Source organism: Jeongeupia sp. HS-3 (genome assembly GCF_015140455.1).
Lineage (GTDB): Bacteria > Pseudomonadota > Gammaproteobacteria > Burkholderiales > Chitinibacteraceae > Jeongeupia.
The window spans coordinates 1,250,324-1,268,736 of sequence record NZ_AP024094.1; the positions used below are offsets into that span (position 1 = coordinate 1,250,324).

At 60.9% G+C, this 18,413-nt stretch carries 14 protein-coding genes; 12 read left to right on the forward strand and 2 right to left on the reverse strand.

Annotated elements, in window-relative coordinates; all coding sequences use genetic code 11:
* The first annotated feature begins 60 nt into the window (after positions 1-60).
* The 4 genes from JLC71_RS05820 (at position 61) to pflA (ending at position 8,154) form a co-directional block, all read left to right on the forward strand.
* The gene (locus tag JLC71_RS05820) at positions 61-2,877 is read left to right on the forward strand and encodes a PAS domain S-box protein (RefSeq protein ID WP_200917813.1); all 2,817 of its coding nucleotides are present in this window, start codon (positions 61-63) and stop codon (positions 2,875-2,877) included.
* Between the two features lie 89 nt (positions 2,878-2,966).
* Positions 2,967-4,559 carry a peptide chain release factor 3 gene (locus tag JLC71_RS05825; protein ID WP_200917814.1) on the forward strand — a complete coding sequence of 531 codons (1,593 nt, stop codon included), beginning with the start codon at positions 2,967-2,969 and terminating at the stop codon, positions 4,557-4,559.
* Positions 4,560-4,993: 434 nt separating this feature from the next.
* Positions 4,994-7,252 carry a formate C-acetyltransferase gene (pflB, locus tag JLC71_RS05830; RefSeq protein WP_200917815.1) on the forward strand — a complete coding sequence of 753 codons (2,259 nt, stop codon included), beginning with the start codon at positions 4,994-4,996 and terminating at the stop codon, positions 7,250-7,252.
* A gap of 98 nt (positions 7,253-7,350) precedes the next feature.
* A complete protein-coding gene (pflA, locus tag JLC71_RS05835) occupies positions 7,351-8,154 on the forward strand; it encodes a pyruvate formate-lyase-activating protein (protein WP_236251001.1) in 804 nt (267 codons plus the stop codon).
* Positions 8,155-8,198: 44 nt separating this feature from the next.
* Here the strand turns inward: pflA and JLC71_RS05840 are convergent, their stop codons facing one another.
* Entirely contained in the window at positions 8,199-9,431 is a 1,233-nt protein-coding gene (locus JLC71_RS05840) for an SAM-dependent methyltransferase (protein WP_200917816.1), read from the reverse strand.
* Between the two features lie 175 nt (positions 9,432-9,606).
* Here JLC71_RS05840 and JLC71_RS05845 point away from each other — a divergent pair, with 175 nt between their 5' ends.
* From JLC71_RS05845 to JLC71_RS05860, 4 genes are read left to right on the forward strand one after another with little or no spacing between them, the layout of a single operon-like run.
* Positions 9,607-10,842, forward strand: coding sequence for a lipoprotein-releasing ABC transporter permease subunit (locus JLC71_RS05845; RefSeq protein WP_200917817.1), 1,236 nt, complete (start codon positions 9,607-9,609; stop codon positions 10,840-10,842).
* Positions 10,835-11,515, forward strand: a complete 681-nt coding sequence (locus tag JLC71_RS05850) for an ABC transporter ATP-binding protein (RefSeq protein ID WP_200917818.1) — start codon at positions 10,835-10,837, stop codon at positions 11,513-11,515. Before JLC71_RS05845 ends, JLC71_RS05850 begins: the two co-directional genes overlap by 8 nt.
* Positions 11,516-11,517: 2 nt before the next feature.
* Positions 11,518-12,093, forward strand: coding sequence for a potassium channel family protein (locus tag JLC71_RS05855; protein ID WP_200917819.1), 576 nt, complete (start codon positions 11,518-11,520; stop codon positions 12,091-12,093).
* Between the two features lie 3 nt (positions 12,094-12,096).
* Positions 12,097-12,987, forward strand: coding sequence for a histone deacetylase family protein (locus JLC71_RS05860; RefSeq protein ID WP_200917820.1), 891 nt, complete (start codon positions 12,097-12,099; stop codon positions 12,985-12,987).
* 19 nt (positions 12,988-13,006) lie between these two features.
* Here the strand turns inward: JLC71_RS05860 and JLC71_RS05865 are convergent, their stop codons facing one another.
* Entirely contained in the window at positions 13,007-13,264 is a 258-nt protein-coding gene (locus JLC71_RS05865) for a hypothetical protein (RefSeq protein WP_200917821.1), read from the reverse strand.
* Positions 13,265-13,664: 400 nt separating this feature from the next.
* Between JLC71_RS05865 and JLC71_RS05870 the strand changes: the two genes are divergently transcribed.
* The 4 genes from JLC71_RS05870 to JLC71_RS05885 all read left to right on the forward strand — a co-directional run bounded on the left by JLC71_RS05870 (position 13,665) and on the right by JLC71_RS05885 (position 18,382).
* On the forward strand, positions 13,665-14,948 hold the full coding sequence (locus JLC71_RS05870; protein ID WP_200917822.1) for a M23 family metallopeptidase: 1,284 nt from the start codon (positions 13,665-13,667) through the stop codon (positions 14,946-14,948).
* 14 nt (positions 14,949-14,962) lie between these two features.
* Positions 14,963-16,063, forward strand: coding sequence for an anhydro-N-acetylmuramic acid kinase (locus JLC71_RS05875; protein WP_200917823.1), 1,101 nt, complete (start codon positions 14,963-14,965; stop codon positions 16,061-16,063).
* A gap of 73 nt (positions 16,064-16,136) precedes the next feature.
* Positions 16,137-18,017, forward strand: a complete 1,881-nt coding sequence (locus tag JLC71_RS05880; RefSeq protein WP_200917824.1) for an MFS transporter — start codon at positions 16,137-16,139, stop codon at positions 18,015-18,017.
* 41 nt (positions 18,018-18,058) lie between these two features.
* The gene (locus JLC71_RS05885) at positions 18,059-18,382 is read left to right on the forward strand and encodes a hypothetical protein (RefSeq protein WP_200917825.1); all 324 of its coding nucleotides are present in this window, start codon (positions 18,059-18,061) and stop codon (positions 18,380-18,382) included.
* Positions 18,383-18,413 lie beyond the last annotated feature (31 nt).

Genomic DNA, 18,413 nt, shown 5'->3' on the forward strand with positions numbered 1-18,413 from the left:
CCGCGACGTCACTCCAAATCCGCTCAAATCTCGCTGCGACCCCTGCGTCGCGGCTTGATCATGTTTTATGTCGCACTGATGTTCATCGGCATAACGATGTTGCTTTGGGTAACGTCGCGCGATTACCAGCAAGCGCTGGAAGAGGCCGAGCGACAGAACATGTCGCTCGCCCGCTCGCTTGATGAGCATGCCACCCGGACGTTTGTCTCGGTTGAGCAGGCCATGCAGAACATCATCGAGAACCTTGAAGGTCTGGGCGGCGTCGACAAAGCCGACGAGTACCTGACCTATCTGCTGCTGCGCGACAAGGTCAAGCTGGCGCCGCAAGTGCGCGGCATCATCGCTATCGATTCGCGCGGTCACATCCAGAGCCACGGCCTTGAATACCCGACGCGCCGCGTGGATTTGTCCGATCGTGCGTATTACGGCTTCCACCAGCAATTTCCGGATCTGCGCCCGCAAATCCAGCTTCCCGTCGTCAGCCGTACCGACGGCAAATGGCTGATTCCGGTCACCCGGCGCATCAATCGCCCCGATAACAGCTTCGGCGGCATCCTGCTCGCCGGAGTCGAGCCGAATTACTTCCTCGAATTCTACGACTCACTCAAACTCCCTCCGAGCATGCGTATCCAGCTGCTGCGCTCGGATGGCGTCGTCATCCTCAACTATCCGTTCGACGAAGTACACATCGGCCAGAGCGTCCGCGCCCGCGACCCGCTGCTATTCGAGCAGCGCCGCCTGATGCGCACCAGCGTCTATCGCCAGAACGACCCGGCCACCGGCAAGAACGAGCTCACCGCTTTTCATGCCAGCCAAGGCGAACTGCCGCTGATCGTGACCGTATCGATCGACCAGAGCGCGGTGCTGCACAAATTCCGTGACAACCTGCTCGCCCGCGCCATCATCACCGTCACGCTGCTACTGGTGGTCACCGTACTGTTCTATCTGCTGCTGCGGCAGCTGCGCCGGATCGAACAAATCGAAGGCCGTTTGCATCTGACGCAATTTACCGTCGACGAATCGCCGGATGCGGTGCTGTGGAGTGATCGCTTCGGCAACATCCGCTACGCCAACCGCACCGCATCGCGGATCGCCCATTACAGCCGTGAGGACATGCTCGGCCTGCGCTTTGCCGACCTGTTCCCCAACATCGGTGAAGCGCAATGGCACGAATTTTGGGGCAAGCTGAAGCAGGATCGCCAACTGGTGCAAATGACGCACCAGCGGGATCGCTTTGGCCAGCTGCTGCCGGTCGAGGTCACGCTGGCACACATTGAATTCAACGACGAGGCCTACACCTGCGCGACGGTGCGCGACATCACCGAACGGCAGAACACCGAACGCGAGCTGCGCCGCCACCGCGATCACTTGCAGGACCTGGTGCTCGAACGCACCGCCGAAATCCGCACGGTGCTCGACGCCAGCCCGCTGGCGATCATGCTGTCGGTCAAGAACACCATTCGCCTCGTCAACCCGGCTTTTGAAAAGCTGTTCGGCTTCTCGTCCGGCGCCATCATCGGCCAGCCGATGAGCCTGATTCACGCCGACCAGACCGAGTTTCAGGAAGCCGAGCAGCAAATGCTGCAAAAAGTGCAACAGGGCGACGTGTATCGCGGCGAGATGGCGCTGTTCCGCCGTGATTTGTCCGAGTTCTGGGCCATGCTCTACGCCAAAGCGCTCGACCCCGACGACGCCGACAAGGGCGTGATCTGCGTGATCGAGGACGTCACCGCGCAACGGATTGCCGCGCAGGCACTGCGCCAGTCGGAACGTCTCAAGCGCACGATTATCGACACTACCGCCGACGGCTTCATCCTGCTCGACGCATCCGGCCGCATAGTTGAAATCAACCAGTCCTTTTCGCGCCTGCTCGGCTACCGGCGCGAGGACGTGGTCGGCCATCCACCACACGTATTGTGGGGCGAACAGGCGGCGCGCGTTTTCCCGGCCGATCTGGTCGCGCGCATTGGCGCCGGCAACCATATTGAAGAAGTCATCCTGCGCGCCTCAACCGGCGAATCGCTACCCTTCCTCGTCAACTCGGCGGCAATCAACGATGAGCACCAGCAACTGGAATACGCCTTCGCCTTCCTGACCCACATCGGCCGGCTCAAGGAGTTCGAGCGCAACCTGGTTGAAGCCAAGGAAGCGGCCGAAAGCGCCAACGTCGCCAAATCGGCCTTCCTTGCCAATATGTCGCACGAGCTGCGAACGCCAATGCACGCCATTCTGTCGTTCTCGGAAATGGGCCTATCCAAAACAGGCAGAACCGAGCCGACCAATCTGGCGCGCTATTTCGAACGGATCAACTCAAGCGGCAACCGGCTACTGATTTTGCTGAATGACCTGCTCGATATGTCCCGGCTTGAGGCCAATCGCATGCAATACGACAAGTCACTTTATTGCCTGCAACAAACCGTACAAACGGCCGTCAACGAAATCAATCCACTCATGCTCGGCAAGCGGCTTGATCTGGAGGCGGACGAACATACCGCGCCCCTGTTCGCCGTTTATGACAAGACGCGCCTGATGCAAGTCATCGTCAACCTGCTTTCGAATGCCATCAAGTTCAGTCCGGTAGGCAGCAGCATCGTCATCGATTACCTACCCCACGCCACGCTCGACAATGGCCAGCCGGCGATTGGCGTATCGGTGCGCGACCATGGCCCCGGCATCCCCGTCGACGAGCTGGAACTGATTTTCGACAAATTCATCCAGAGCAGCCGTATGCGCACGACCGGCGGCACAGGCCTGGGGCTGGCAATCAGCCGGCAGATCATGGGCGACCACGGCGGCAAGGTCTTCGCGACCAACCATAGCGATGGCGGTGCGGTTTTCACCTTGCTGCTCCCGGTCGAGCGCAGCACCCCGACCTGATCCCCTCGCACACGCACCGGTTTTGATTGCGGATCGATTGGCGTACAATGCCGCCCTTCCCTGCCGAAAATCCAAGACAAATCAAGACCATGCCCACGCTCGCCCAGCAAGTTGCCCGTCGGCGCACTTTTGCCATCATCTCGCACCCTGACGCCGGTAAAACGACGCTGACCGAGAAACTGCTGCTGTTCTCGGGCGCAATCCAGCTCGCCGGAACCGTCAAGGGCAAGAAAGGCGGCAAGTTCGCCACCTCGGACTGGATGGACATCGAAAAGCAGCGCGGCATTTCGGTCGCCTCGTCGGTGATGCAGTTCGACTACCGCGATCACGTCGTCAACCTGCTCGACACCCCGGGCCACCAGGATTTTTCCGAAGATACCTATCGCGTACTCACGGCGGTTGACTCGGCATTGATGGTGATCGACGCCGCCAAGGGCGTGGAAGCGCAGACGATCAAGCTTTTGAACGTCTGCCGGATGCGGCATACGCCGATCGTCACCTTCATGAACAAGTACGACCGTGAAGTACGCGACAGCCTGGAACTGCTCGACGAAGTCGAATCGGTACTGCAGATCCGTTGCGCGCCGGTCACCTGGCCGATCGGCATGGGCAAGACCTTCCGCGGCGTGTACCACATCCTCAACGATGAAATCCTGCTGTTCAACGCCGGCGGCGGCAAGGCCGACGGCAGCATCGAAATCATCAAGGGGCTGGATAACCCGCGCCTGGACGAACTGTTCCCGCTGGAAATCGACAACACCCGCATGGAGCTGGAACTGGTGCGCGGCGCCAGCCATCCGTTCAATCTGGAAGAATTTCTCGCCGGCACGCTGACGCCGGTGTTCTTCGGCTCGGCGATCAACAACTTCGGCGTGCGCGAGATCCTCAATGCACTGGTCGACTGGGCGCCGGCGCCGGGTGCGCGCGATGCCACCGTGCGCAGCGTCGACCCGACCGAAGCACCATTCTCGGCCTTCGTATTCAAGATCCAGGCCAATATGGACCCGAAGCACCGCGATCGGATCGCCTTCTTGCGCGTGTGTTCGGGTGAATTCTCGCGCGGCATGAAGTTCAAGCATTTGCGACTGGGTCGCGACATCGCCGCCAACTCCGTCGTCACCTTCATGGCGCAAGGCCGCGAGCAAGTCGAAGAAGCCTACGCCGGCGACATCATCGGCCTGCCCAACCACGGCAACATCCAGATCGGCGATTCGTTCTCCGAAGGCGAAGCGCTGTCGTTCACCGGCATCCCCTACTTCGCACCGGAGCTGTTCCGCATCGTGCGGATCAAGAACCCGCTCAAGCTCAAGCAACTGCAGAAAGGCTTGCAGCAGCTCGGCGAAGAAGGCGCGGTACAGGTATTCAAGCCACTGAACGGCTCGGACCTGATTCTCGGCGCCGTTGGCGTACTGCAGTTCGAAGTGGTCGCCTCGCGCCTGCTGAACGAATACGGCGTCGAAGCGATCTTCGAATCGACGACGATCTACACCGCGCGCTGGGTCAGCTGCGACAACGCCAAGAAGCTGCTCGATTTCGAGAACAGCCTTGGCAACAACCTCGCCCGTGACGCCGCCGACAGCCTGTCTTATCTGGCCACCAGCCGCGTCAACCTCGCGCTGACGCAAGAGCGCTGGCCGGACATCGTGTTCCACGCCACGCGCGAACACGCCGTCACGCTCTAAGCGCCCGGCACAACAGCAAACCCAGCATCGGGCCGGCCTCAACCGGCCCGATTTGCATTGGGCGCCATCTGGCGGCCGAACCGTGCGCTAGCGCCGCAATGCAATGAGCCCGGGTCTATAAGCAGGCTTGGCCATGCCCGCCAGACATTCCTGCCACCCCGGAAAACCCGAAAAACATACACGACACACCCGTGGCATACTCCGTTATCGCAACCACCAAGGCGCAAACGGGAACGAAGCGGCTTGATTTTGATCAATGCCAGTGCAGGTATCGCCCCGCAGAATGAGTGTGCTTTTTTGCAGAGCGTGAGATAGGTCAAGAGAGTAGTCTTAAACCCATAGGAAGTGCCCCACCCGATGCAGATCCGCGGGTCCGGTGGTTCCAAGCCACTGTTTTACTGATCGTCGAACAGATCATTCATAGGAGCATCACCATGAACGCACCGGAAACCAACCTGCAACAGAACGCTTGGCGCGGTTTTAAAGAAGGCGAGTGGCAGAAGAAAGTCGCGGTTCGCGATTTCATCCAGCTCAACTACACCCCGTATGAAGGCGACGACAGCTTTGTCGCCGGCCCGACCGAACGCACCAACAAGGTCTGGGAAAAACTCTCCGAGATGCTGGCCGCCGAACGCGCCGCACCGGGCCAGGTTCTCGACGTCGCCGCCGATCGCGGCACCGGCATCACCGCTTTCGGTCCGGGCTACATCGACAAGAATCTGGAAAAAATCGTCGGCGTTCAAACCGACGCCCCACTGAAGCGCGCCATCTTCCCGAACACCGGCCTGCGCATGGTGGAAAGCTCGCTGCACGAAATCGGCCGCGAACTCGACCCGAAGATCGAAGAAGTATTCAGCAAGTACCGCAAAGACCATAACTCCGGCGTGTTCGACATTTACAACCCGCTGATCCGCGCCTGCCGTTCGTCCGGCGTGATCACCGGCCTGCCGGATGCTTACGGCCGTGGCCGCATCATCGGCGATTATCGTCGCGTCGCCCTGTACGGCATCGATCAACTGATCGAATTCAAGAAAGCCGAAAAAGCCGAAACCGACGATTTCGACTTCACCGAAGACACCATCCGTCTGCGTGAAGAGCTGTCCGAACAGATCCGTGCGCTGGGCGAGCTGAAGGAAATGGCCGCCGGCTACGGCTTTGATATCGGCAAACCAGCCGCTACCGCGCAGGAAGCCATTCAGTGGACCTATTTCGGCTACCTCGCCGCGATCAAGGAACAGAACGGCGCAGCGATGTCGATCGGTCGCATTTCGACCTTCCTCGACGTTTACATCGAACGCGATCTGAAAGAAGGCAAAATTTCCGAGGCCGAAGCGCAAGAGTTCATTGACGACCTCGTCATCAAGCTGCGTATCGTGCGTTTCCTGCGTACCGAGGAATACAACAGCCTGTACTCGGGCGACCCGACCTGGGTAACCGAATCGATCGGCGGCATGGGCAAGGACGGCCGTACTCTGGTGTCGAAGAACAGCTTCCGCTTCCTCAACACCCTGTTCAACCTCGGCCCGGCACCGGAACCGAACCTGACCGTGCTGTGGTCGCCGGCGCTGCCGCAAGGCTTCAAGAATTTCTGCGCCAAGGTTTCGATCGAAACCAGCTCGATCCAGTACGAGTCGGACGAACAAATGCGCCCGCACTGGGGTGACGACTACGCGATCGCCTGCTGCGTCTCGGCAATGGAAGTCGGCAAGCAAATGCAGTTCTTCGGTGCCCGCTGCAACCTGGCCAAGGCCATGCTGTACGCGATCAACGGCGGCGTCGACGAAAAGAGCGGCAAGAAGGTCGTGCCGAACTTCGAGCCGATCACGTCGGAATACCTCGACTACGACGAAGTCATGGCCAAGTACGACAAGATGCTCGACTGGCTGGCCAAGACCTACGTCAAGGCGCTGAACGCGATCCACTACATGCACGACAAGTACTCGTACGAGCGGATCGAAATGGCGCTGCACGATCGCGACATCCTGCGCACCATGGCCTGCGGTATCGCCGGTCTGTCGGTCGCGGCTGACTCGCTGTCGGCGATCAAGTTCGCCAAGGTCAAGACCATCCGCAACGAAGCCGGCATTGCCGTCGACTTCGAGATCGAGGGCGAATACCCGGCATTCGGCAACAACGATGACCGCGTGGACCAAATCGCCGTGTACCTGACCGAATCGTTCATGAACAAGGTCAAGAGCCACAAGATGTACCGCAATGCGCTGCCGACCCAGTCGATCCTGACCATCACCTCGAACGTCGTGTACGGCAAGAAGACCGGTAACACCCCGGACGGCCGTCGCGCTGGTGCTCCGTTTGCACCGGGTGCAAACCCGATGAACGGCCGTGACACCTCGGGCTTCGTCGCCGCAGGTGCCTCGGTTGCCAAGCTGCCGTATGAAGCCGCACTGGACGGCATTTCGTGGACGGCTTCGGCCACCCCGGATGCACTGGGTCACTCGCTGGCCGATCGCGTCAACAACCTGACCGCTTGCCTGGACGGCTTCTGCAATGCAACGGGCTTCCATATCAACGTCAACGTGCTCAATCGCGACACGCTGCTCGATGCGATGGATCACCCGGAAAAGTATCCGCAACTGACGATCCGTGTGTCCGGTTACGCGGTCAACTTCATCAAGCTGACCCGCGAACAGCAAATGGACGTGATCAATCGCACTTTCCACGTGAAGTGCTGATCTAAAAAGAAACAGGGGGCGGGCCCGCCTCGCCCTGCATGAAACAAAGGCGGCCCTTGGGTCGCCTTTGTTCTGCCTTGCCTCTGGAGACACACACAATGACCATCGATATCGTAGAAGTAAAAAAACCGCCCGGCGAAATCGTCTCCGCCATGGTCGACGATCAGGGACGGATGTGCGGCTTCATTCATTCGTTCGAAACCGGCGCCGCGGTTGATGGCCCCGGCATGCGGTTTGTGGCTTTTGTCTCGGGCTGTCAGTTCAAGTGCCTGTATTGCCACAATCCGGACACCTGGAAACTGCACAACGGCAAACTGTGGACCGTTGACGACGTCGTCGCCGAAATCGGCAAGTACGCCGCTTTCCTGAAAATGACCGGCGGTGTGACCATCTCCGGCGGCGAACCGCTGATGCAGGCCCATTTCGTCGGTGAGATTTTCTACCGGGTCAAAAAGGAATTCGGCCTGCATACCGCGCTGGACACTCAGGGTTTCCTCGCGGAGCATCTTGAAGACAGCTGGTTTGATAATGTCGATCTGGTGCTGCTCGACATCAAGCAGTTCAATCCGGAACGCTACGAACGGCTGACCAGCAAACCACTCCAGCCCACACTCGACTTTGCTCACCGCCTGCAAAGACTGGGCAAGAAGATGTGGCTGCGCTATGTGCTGGTTCCTGGCTACTCGGATGATTTTGACGACGTCGAAGGCCTGGCCGACTTCGTCAAATCACTCGGTGAGATTGTCGAGCGCGTCGAAGTGCTGCCCTTCCACAAGATGGGCGAGCACAAGTGGGAAGAGCTGGGCTTGAAATACGAGCTCACCAGCGTCGAACCACCGAGCACCGAGCTGACCGAGCGGGTACGCGAGCAGTTCCGTGCCCGCGGACTGAACACCTACTGAATGCGATGTGCGCTTCGCAGTAACGGGGCCGATGGCCCCGTTTTTTATCGTGCGTACATATAGCCGCGCGACATCGGCGTCGGGTTCAAGCCGGCGGCGCCAGCCTTGCAACCGAGCAACTGGTAAATCGACACCCAGTCATTGGCGAAAGCCCAGGCACAGCCAGCCAGATAAACCCGCCAGATCCGGTAGTGCTTTTCATCGACAATGCCACGAATTTGATCGGCCCGCGCCTCGAAGCGATCGGTCCAGCATTCCAGCGTGCGCGCGTAGTGGCGGCGTAGCGATTCAACATCGAGCACCTCCAGCCCGGCCGCCGACATTTCCCGGGTCGCCAGCGCCAGATGCGGCAGCTCGCCGTTGGGGAACACATAACGGTCGATAAAATCGCCGCCACCAAAAAAAGCACCACTGCCGTTCTCGACATCGGTGGTGGTGATGCCGTGGTTGAGCACCAGACCCCCATCACGCAACAACGCGTGGATTTTGGTGAAATAGGCCGGCAAGTTGGCCAGCCCGACGTGCTCGAACATGCCAACGCTGGTGATCTTGTCGAACTGGCCGCTCACGTCGCGGTAATCACACAACAGCACCTTGCAGCGATCCTCGACACCGGCGGCGCGAATCCGCGCCTGCGCCAAGTCATGCTGATTCTGCGACAGCGTCACCCCGGTCACATGAGCGCCAAACTGGGTCGCCGCCCGCAACGCCAGCGCACCCCAGCCACAGCCAATATCAAGCAGTTGCTCACCGGGTTTGAGCATGATTTTCTTGAGGATATGGTCGAGCTTTTTGATTTGTGCTTCTTCAAGGCTCTCGTCGCCATTTTCAAAGTAGGCGCACGAATACACCATCTGCTCATCAAGCCAGAGGCGGTAAAAATCGTTAGAGATGTCGTAGTGATACTGGATGGAATTGGCATCAAGCGTTCGCGAGTGCTGATGACCACGGGCAGCCAAGCGCCCCCACATCTTATGGCCGGACACCAGCCGCGCCGCCAGCGCCACCGCAACCTCGAACACACTCGGCAGCGGCCCGTCGATATCCACCTGCCCCTCGACGTAGGCTTCGCCCAAACTGGCCAGGCTGGGCCGGCGGAAATAGCTGACGGCCTGCGGGTTCGGCAGGGTGATCGTTACCGTTGGCGCGGCCGAAAACTGATAGTCACGGCCGTTCCAGAGCCTGATCTGCAGCGGCAATTCGCCATGCGCGCGAATCTGCCTCACCCATTTGTCGAATTGATTCAGTCCGAACTGCTCCAGTTTGTCGATCAGCATGCAATCGCACTCCATCGCTATCGTTGGCAAGCGCCGCATCGCGGCCATGCCTTTGATTCTAGGACGCTTCCCGGCAAGTGCCGACCCGGCCAGCGACCGTTCGGGCGACTAATCACGCCGGGCCACGCAAGGACACTGTGCTAAAATCCGCCGCCTACATCTGCTGGCTTGGGCCATGTACGAACTCCTGATCGGCTTGCGATATACGCGCGCCAAACGTCGCAATGGCTTTATTTCCTTCATCTCGCTGGTTTCGATTCTCGGCATCACGCTGGGGGTTGCGGCGCTGATCATCGTACTGTCGGTGATGAACGGCTTCCAGGAAGAAGTGCGTGACCGCATTCTGGGCATGGCCGCCCATGTGCAAATCACCAGCGTCGACAATCGCCTGCCGGACTGGCGCACCGTTGCAGCCGAATCGAAGAAAAACCCCGATGTCGTCGCGGCCTCGCCTTATGTCCTCGGCCAGGGGCTGCTTGCCCAGGGCAGCCAGGTCAAGGGCGCCATCGTTCGCGGCATTGATCCGGCCCTCGAACCCACGGTCAGCGAGGCCGCCAGCAAAATGATGGCGGGTCGGCTGAGCGACCTGCAGGATGGTCAGTTCAATATCGTGCTCGGCTGGCAGCTTGCCGCCGAACTTGGTGTACGCCCCGGCGACAAGATCACCCTGATTACGCCGCAAGGCCAGGTGACGCCGGCCGGGCTGATTCCGCGTTTCCGACAGTTTCTGGTTGTGGGCGTGTTCCGCGCCGATTACTACCCGTATGACGCCGGCCTGGCGTTCATCCATATCGGCGATGCGCAAAAGCTGTTCCGCACTGGCGAGGATGTCAGCGGTTTGCGCCTCAAGCTCGATGACCTCTTCAAGGCCCGCAGTGTCGCCCGCGAGCTTAGCCAGACGATGCCGGCGCTGACGGTATCCGACTGGTCGCAAGAGAACCCGACCTACTTCCGCGCGGTGGAAATCGAGAAGCGGATGATGTTCATCATCCTGACGCTGATCGTCGCCGTCGCCGCGTTCAACCTGGTTTCGACGCTGGTGATGGTCGTGACCGACAAGCAGGCCGATATCGCCATTCTGCGCACACTGGGCGCATCGCCCGGCTCGATCATGAAAATATTCATGATCCAGGGGGCGATTTCCGGTTTTGTCGGCACGCTCTGCGGCGTATTGGGCGGCGTGCTGGTTGCCGCCAACCTCGGCGTTATCGTCCCCGGCATCGAACGCATTCTCGGTACCCGCATCCTTTCGCCGGATGTTTACCTGATCACCGAACTACCGTCGAAGATCATCCCGAGCGACGTCGGCACCATCGCGGTGATTTCGCTGGTGCTGGCACTGGCCGCGACGCTATACCCGAGCTGGCACGCCAGCCGTATCAATCCTGCGGAGGCGCTGCGCTATGAGTAAGGTCATTCTGAGCGCCCAAGACCTCGTCAAGCACTACCGTGGCGGCAAACTCGAAACGCCGGTACTCGAAGGCGTGGATTTCAGCCTTATCGCCGGCGACACGGCCGCCATTGTCGGCGCCTCGGGCTCGGGCAAATCAACGCTGCTGCACTGTCTGGGCGGGCTCGATACGCCGAGCAGTGGCACCGTGCGTATCGGCGAGACCGATCCGTTTGCACTGCGCGAGGCCGAGCGTGGCATGCTGCGCAACCGGCAGCTGGGCTTTGTTTACCAGTTCCACCACCTGTTGCCGGAGTTTTCCGCCGAGGAAAACGTCGCCATGCCACTATTGATCCGCCGCGAGCCGCGCGAGGTCGCCTTTGCCGCCGCGCGCGACATCCTCAAGCGCGTTGGTTTGGGACATCGACTGGCCCACAAGCCCGGTGAACTGTCCGGCGGCGAGCGACAGCGTGCGGCCATCGCTCGCGCCTTGGTCACCCAACCGGCCTGCGTGCTGGCGGACGAACCCACCGGCAACCTTGATCGCGGTACGGCCGAAGCGGTATTCGCGCTGATGCTCGAACTCAATCAGGACTTCGGCACCAGTTTTGTCATCGTCACCCACGACCCGACGCTGGCGCAGCGCTGTCAGCATCAATACCGGCTGGCCGACGGCAAGCTCGCGCCACTCTGACCATGCTGCTCCGCCTGCGCCGTACCGACAAACTGGGGCTGATCGCTGGGCTGATTTCGATCGTATTGGCGCTGTTGCTGACGGTGCTGGTTTACCTGCACCACGGCCGTGCATTCACGCTTTCAGCCTACCCGTGGCTGCGCTCGATCGGCTGGATGCTGTTCATCGGCCAGATCGGCATACTGATGTCGAGCATCATCCACTACCACCACCGCAGCCTGCCGGCGCTGATCCGGCTGTATGCGGGGCTGATTTTCCAGTTCGCGCTGACCTACTACGCGCTGGTGTTGTTCGACTTCGACAACAACGCCTTCGCCGGCATCCATGACCTGCATGTCTACAGCCCCGATGCGCCCTTCGCCTTTTTTGTCGGCGCGCTGAAGACCTTCCTCGACTGCGTGCACTTCAGCGTCGTAACCTCCGCGACGGTCGGCTACGGTGACATTTACCCGCGCGACTGGCTGGCGCGGATCCTCACCGACATCCACATCCTCTCCGCCACCGGCGTCGCAATCATCGGTTTCGGCCGCTACTTCTCCGGCCACGCCGCACCTCCGGGGCAGGATGGGCAGTGCTAGGACATGCGTATCTTTCGCACCGACCGCTTCCCGCTGCCACTCCCCGAAGGTCATCGCTTCCCGGCCGAAAAATACCGTTTGCTGTACGAGGCAGTCGCTGACTTCGCCGACGCCGAATTCATCGAAGCACCACGCGCCAGCGATGCCGAACTGCTGAGCGCACACACCCCCGGCTATCTGCATCGGCTAAACACTGGCACGCTGAGCCGCGCCGAAGAACGTGCCATCGGCCTGCCTTGGTCGGCGGCACTGGTCGAGCGCTCACGCCGCTCAACCGGCGCCACCATCGCGGCTTGTCGCAGCGCGCTTGACCATGGCTGTGCGGCCAGCCTCGCTGGCGGCACGCATCATGCCTATGCCGATCGGGGTAGCGGGTTTTGCGTATTCAATGACACGGCGGTGGCCCTGCGCCTGCTGTTGCAGGAGGGCGCAATCAAACGGGCGCTGGTGATCGATCTGGATGTACATCAAGGCAATGGCACGGCGGCCATGTTGGCCGATGCCCCCATACTGCATACCTTCTCGATGCACGGCGCAGGCAACTTCCCTTTCCAGAAAGAGCGTAGCGATTACGACATCGAGCTGGCTGACGGCAGCGGCGACGATGTCTATCTGGATCAGCTTGCCCACGCGCTGCCCAGCCTGTTCGCCGCCAGCTGGCCCGATCTGGTGATCTACCTGGCCGGCGCCGATGCCTATCAGGGCGACCGGCTGGGCCGGCTGGCGCTGAGCCAGCAAGGGCTGGCCGAACGTGATGCGATGGTGCTGACGCAGTGCCGCCGCTACGGCGTGCCGGTCGCGATCACCATGGGTGGCGGTTACTCAGTACCGATCGGTGAAACCGTTGCGATCCACGCCACGACCATCCGCACCGCGCTGAGAATCTGCTCATGATCTTGCTGCGCAACGTCGGTCAGCACAGCCAGTAGATCACCCGCTGCGTCCACGACAGCGACGCCCACCAGTCCTCCCCTTGCGCCAGCATGGTCAGTCCGCGTTTGGACAAAAACCACGCGCGCACGCCGTTGGGCCAGTCTTGTGCCTCGATCCAGTCGTGGCGACGGAAGTAGCCCAGCCACAGCGCCGCCTCAGCGCCATAGCCATCCAGATAGGTGGTCATCGCCAAAGGGCCGGCCTCCAGAATCGGATAACCCTGATGCATGCGGCGCATCACGCCCAGCGCCCGGCGCGGTCGCGGAACGCAATTCATAGCGGGAACTGAGGTCAGCACGGTCATATTTTTCAAGACCTTACGGTTCAGCCATGCCCGACAGCCGGGCGTGAATAATACCGGTCTAGCACGAATGTCATTTCCGGCAGTCAAGCATCTGCGTCATACGCAGCCGGCCGGCCGGATTCATCGGTCATCGACCAAACACGCCTGGTGCATTTCTCTTGCTGAAAGCGTGGCGTGACGGAAGAAACGTCGCTGGCGGCATCAGATGTAAAGCCAAGGAAAAACATCGTATCTCATTGTGAAATAAGGGTTTTTTGCAAAAATTTTCCCTAGTAAAACTGGAACGGCGCTGTTACCTTCCGTTTTAATCATGAATCAGACCGCAGTGGAATCAATGACCAATACACATGCTCATCCGCCTCACCTGCCCCTCCTCTGGCTCGGCGCAGCCATTGCCGTGCCGATCTCGCTGACCGTCAGCGCCTATGGCGTTGCCGAGTACGGGCCACAGGAAAACGTGCAGGTTCAGCAGATCTCGCAAACACTGACGACCCCCGAACTGATCAGCCGCGTGGCCACCACTCCGCTGCGCCAGAACGATGTCGTCCGTAGCGGCGATACGCTGGCACGGGTGTTGGCACGCATGTCGGTCAATGACGACGCAGCGCTCGATTACCTGCGCGCCACGCCGGCCGCGCATGGACTGTTCAATCTCACGCCGGGGCGCAGCATCGAGGCGGTAACGACCCGTGATGGCCGGCTGAACCAGCTCAGCTACATCAACGCGCAAGATCAGAAGCTGACCTTGATCCGTAGTGGCGACACCTTCAGCATCGATACGACCACGGTGGCAGTGGTGCAAACCACGGCTTATAGCAGCGGCACGCTCAAGGGTGACATCAGCACCGCGTTCAATACGCTCGACCTGCCAGCCGGCATCCGCCAGCAGCTGGCTGCGCTGTTTCACAACAGCGACAATACCCGCGAGCTCGCCCCGGGCAGCAAGTACAGCGTGCTGTACGAATCGTTCCAGCAAGACGGCCTTAGCGTGCGTACCGGCCGGGTACTGGCGGCCTCGTTGAACGATGGCAAAGCGCTGAAACGCACCTTCTGGTTCCAGCCGGCCAATCAACCGGGGGCTTACTATGCTGAAGATGGCAGCAGTACCTCGTCGCGCTTCCTGCGTTACCCGACCGATTTCAGCCATGTCTCTTCCAGCTTCGGCATGCGCTTTCATCCGATCCTGAAACGGGCAATCGGCCACGAAGGCGTCGATCTGGCCGCACCGAGCGGTACGCCGATCTATGCTGCCGGCGATGGCAAGCTGATCAAGTACGGCCGCGAAGGCGCCTACGGCAATATGGCCGAGATCCGCCACGACGGTCGCTACCAGACCGTCTACGCCCACATGAGCAAGTTCGCCAGCGGACTGAAGGCCGGCAGCACCGTGAGCAAGGGCCAGCTGATCGGCTATGTCGGCAGCACCGGCCGCTCGACCGGGCCGCATCTGCATTACGAATTCCGCATCAATGATCAGCAAGTCGATCCTTTGGCAGTAAAATTGCCCGCCGATCCGGCGCTGAACAAAAACCGGCTGGCCGCATTCCAGCAGCACATTTCGCCGCTCGGCGAACAACTGGCCCTGCTGGATGGATCGAGGTTGGCCAGCATCAAATAATTCAACGAGGAACCATGACGCGCCCGCAACTTCTGATCGGCCTGATGACAGGCACCAGTCTTGATGGCGTCGATGCCGTCCTCGTCGACCTTGCCGGCGCCCAGCCCAGGCTGATCGCCGCGCAAGGCTCGCCGCTACCCGAAGCCTTGCGGCGTGATCTGCTCACGCTGCAAGCGCCGGCCCCGAATGAAATCGATCTGGCGTGGCAAGCCGGCAATGCACTGGCCGATTGCTATGTCGACGCGGTCGCCGCGCTATTGGCCAAGGCCGGCGTGGCGGCGAGTGACGTCACCGCCATCGGCAATCACGGCCAGACGATCCGCCATCGCCCCGAGCGCGGTTACACCATCCAGCTCGGCAACAACGCCCGCCTGGCCGAGCGCAGCGGCATCAGCGTCATCGGCGACTTCCGCTCGCGCGATGTCGCCGCCGGCGGTCAGGGCGCACCGCTGGTACCCGCTTTTCACGAGGCGATCTTCGCCGATGCACGGCGCCACCGTGTGATCGTCAATATCGGCGGCATCGCCAACCTCACCGATCTGCCCCGCAGCGGCGACATCACCGGTTTTGATACCGGCCCCGGCAATGTGCTGATGGATTTGTGGATCCACCGCCATCGCGGCGCGGCGTACGACGCCGGCGGCGCGTGGGCGGCCAGCGGAAAAATTCTGGACGATCTGCTCGCCGAGCTGCTGCGCGAGCCCTATCTCGCCCTGCCCGCGCCCAAAAGCACCGGCCGCGACCTGTTTCATGCCAACTGGCTAGCCGCCCGCCTGACCGGGCGCACCGACCGCATCGAAGACGTCATGGCCACGCTGACGACCTACACCGCCAGAACCATCGCCGATGCCGTCAAAGCCACCGCGCCCGGCGTCGACGACATCTTCATCTGCGGCGGCGGCGCCCACAACCCGACCCTGCTGGCCGCACTGGCGCGTGATCTGCCCGGCGTGAGCATCGCCAGCACCGCCGCGCTCGGCGTCGATCCGGATTGGGTCGAGGCGATTGCCTTCGCCTGGCTGGCAGAACGGTTTATCCAGCGCGCAGCGGGCAATGTGCCCGCCGTCACCGGCGCAGCAGGATCGCGCACTCTGGGCGCACTCTGGCCAGCCTGACGGTAGCAGTCCGGCAGACGGCAGGCGGGTTAAGGTAAACTGGCCGCCGGATTTATTACGCAGGCCAGTGCCCATGTCGCACCCCAATCAGTTCGAGCTGTTCCGCAGCCGGCGCTTTCTGCCGCTGTTCGTGACGCAGTTTTTCGGCGCATTCAACGACAATCTGTTCAAGAACGCCTTGCTGGTGATGATCGCCTTCCACGGCCTATCCGCCGCCGGCATGGGTGCGGCGACGCTGGTCAATGCCGCGGCCGGTGTGTTCATTCTGCCGTTCTTCCTGTTCTCGGCCTTCGCCGGGCAGTTGGCCGAGAAGTACGACAAGGCCATCCTCGCCCGCTGGGTGAAGATCCTCGAAATCCTCATCATGCTCGCCGCCGGCTACGGCTTTGCTACCCGCAATGCCAGCGTGCTGCTGGGCTGCCTGTTCATGATGGGGGTGCACTCGACGCTATTCGGCCCGCTCAAGTATTCGATCCTGCCGCAATACCTGAAGCCGCAAGAACTGCTCGGCGGCAACGGCCTGATCGAGATGGGCACCTTCATCGCCATCCTGCTGGGCCAGATTGCCGGCACGCTGATCATCAGCCATCAGCCGCACGGCGAAACGCTGATCATCTGGGCCTGCGTCGGCGTCGCCGTACTGGGCTGGCTCAGCAGCCGCAGCATGCCTGCCGCCCCGCCGCCAGCCGCCAAACTGCCGATCAACTGGAATGTGTTTGCCGAGAGCTGGCACATCATCACTCATGTCAAAAAGAACAAAACCGTCTTCAACAGCCTGCTGGGAATCTCGTGGTTCTGGTTCTTTGGCGCGGTTTACCTGACGCAATTGCCCGAAGTCGCCAAAGTCACACTGCACGGCGACGAGCAGGTCTACACGCTGCTGATCACGCTGTTCTCGGTCGGCGTCGGCGTCGGTTCGATGCTGTGCGAGCGCCTGTCCGGCCGCACGATCGAGCTGGGCCTGGTGCCGTTCGGCTCCATCGGCCTGTCGCTGTTCGGCATTGATCTTTACTTCGCGCTGGCCAACTCGCCGGCGGGCCAATACGGGCTGACGAGCTTCATTACCGCCGCCGGACACTGGCGCGTGATGGCGGATATCCTGCTGCTGGGCGTGTTCGGCGGCTTCTTCATCGTGCCGCTGTATGCGCTGATCCAGACCCGCACCGAGCCGGGTTTCACCTCGCGCGCCATTGCCGCCAACAACATTCTCAACGCCTTCTTCATGGTCGTTGCCGCCGGCATGAGCATCGCCCTGCTCAGCGCCGGCCTGTCGATCAAGGGGCTGCTGCTGACCGTGGCGCTGATGAACGTCGCCGTCGCGATCTACATATACACGCTGATCCCCGAATTCATGATGCGTTTTCAAGTGTGGATCATGACCCACCTGCTCTACCGCATCCGTGCGCAGGGGCTCGACAACATCCCCGAAACCGGCCCGTGCGTGCTGGTATGCAACCACGTCAGCTTCATGGATGCGATGGTGCTCGCCGGCCGGGTACGCCGGCCGATCCGCTTCGTGATGGACCACCGCATTTTCAGGATTCCATTGCTCAACTTCATTTTCCGCACCGCCGGCGCCATCCCGATCGCCCCGGTGCGCGAAGACCCGACGCTCAAGGACAAGGCCTTCGACCGCGTCGCCGAGTACCTCGAAGCCGGCGAAGTCGTCTGCATCTTCCCCGAAGGCAAGATCACCAAGGACGGCGAGATGAACCGCTTCAAGCCCGGCATCGAGGAAATCATCCGCCGCACCCCGGTACCGGTGATTCCGATCGCACTGCAAGGGCTGTGGGGCAGCTTCTTCAGCCGCAAGGACGGCACTGCCATGATGAAATGGCCGCGCGGGATCTGGTCGAAGATCGGGGTGAATGTGGGAGAGCCGGTGGCAGCGGAAGCGGCAACGCGAACGCTGCTTGAGGAGCGCGTCAGTCACCTGCGTGGCGACTGGAAGTAAGCAGCTCAGCTTCCCTCAGAACTACAGTTTTGGAGAAAAAGATGAAGGCGCTAATCAAACATGCAAATGCCGCTTTGCTGCTCTGCCTGATCTCCCACTCAGCCCACGCCTACCAGTTCAAGTCGGGGGCCCTCGTGGACGATAGCAGCACCCATGAGGACAAGGTTTCGTTTGGGCCACTCAACAGGTTCAGCCAGCAGCGTCGCGCGATACAGATTCCCAAAGCTTATGGCAGGCTTCTATCAATCTCGACCAACAACAACGCGACAACCATGTGGTTCGAATCGACCGAGGGACAAATTCGCAACGTCATCATCGACGGCTCAGCGCCAGTGATTGTGATCCGGACCGGAGACGCTCAGTAGACTCCATAACCGATAAGAAAAGCCGCCAATA

Coding starts and splice junctions, on each gene's coding strand:
- JLC71_RS05820 (WP_200917813.1), top strand. CDS start 61: ATGTTTTATGTCGCACTGATGTTCATCGGCATAACGATGTTGCTTTGG.
- JLC71_RS05860 (WP_200917820.1), top strand. CDS start 12,097: ATGCGTATCTTTCGCACCGACCGCTTCCCGCTGCCACTCCCCGAAGGT.
- JLC71_RS05870 (WP_200917822.1), top strand. CDS start 13,665: ATGACCAATACACATGCTCATCCGCCTCACCTGCCCCTCCTCTGGCTC.
- JLC71_RS05845 (WP_200917817.1), top strand. CDS start 9,607: ATGTACGAACTCCTGATCGGCTTGCGATATACGCGCGCCAAACGTCGC.
- JLC71_RS05840 (WP_200917816.1), bottom strand. CDS start 9,431: ATGCTGATCGACAAACTGGAGCAGTTCGGACTGAATCAATTCGACAAA.
- pflA (WP_236251001.1), top strand. CDS start 7,351: ATGACCATCGATATCGTAGAAGTAAAAAAACCGCCCGGCGAAATCGTC.
- JLC71_RS05850 (WP_200917818.1), top strand. CDS start 10,835: ATGAGTAAGGTCATTCTGAGCGCCCAAGACCTCGTCAAGCACTACCGT.
- JLC71_RS05855 (WP_200917819.1), top strand. CDS start 11,518: ATGCTGCTCCGCCTGCGCCGTACCGACAAACTGGGGCTGATCGCTGGG.
- pflB (WP_200917815.1), top strand. CDS start 4,994: ATGAACGCACCGGAAACCAACCTGCAACAGAACGCTTGGCGCGGTTTT.
- JLC71_RS05865 (WP_200917821.1), bottom strand. CDS start 13,264: ATGCGCCGCATGCATCAGGGTTATCCGATTCTGGAGGCCGGCCCTTTG.
- JLC71_RS05825 (WP_200917814.1), top strand. CDS start 2,967: ATGCCCACGCTCGCCCAGCAAGTTGCCCGTCGGCGCACTTTTGCCATC.
- JLC71_RS05875 (WP_200917823.1), top strand. CDS start 14,963: ATGACGCGCCCGCAACTTCTGATCGGCCTGATGACAGGCACCAGTCTT.
- JLC71_RS05880 (WP_200917824.1), top strand. CDS start 16,137: ATGTCGCACCCCAATCAGTTCGAGCTGTTCCGCAGCCGGCGCTTTCTG.
- JLC71_RS05885 (WP_200917825.1), top strand. CDS start 18,059: ATGAAGGCGCTAATCAAACATGCAAATGCCGCTTTGCTGCTCTGCCTG.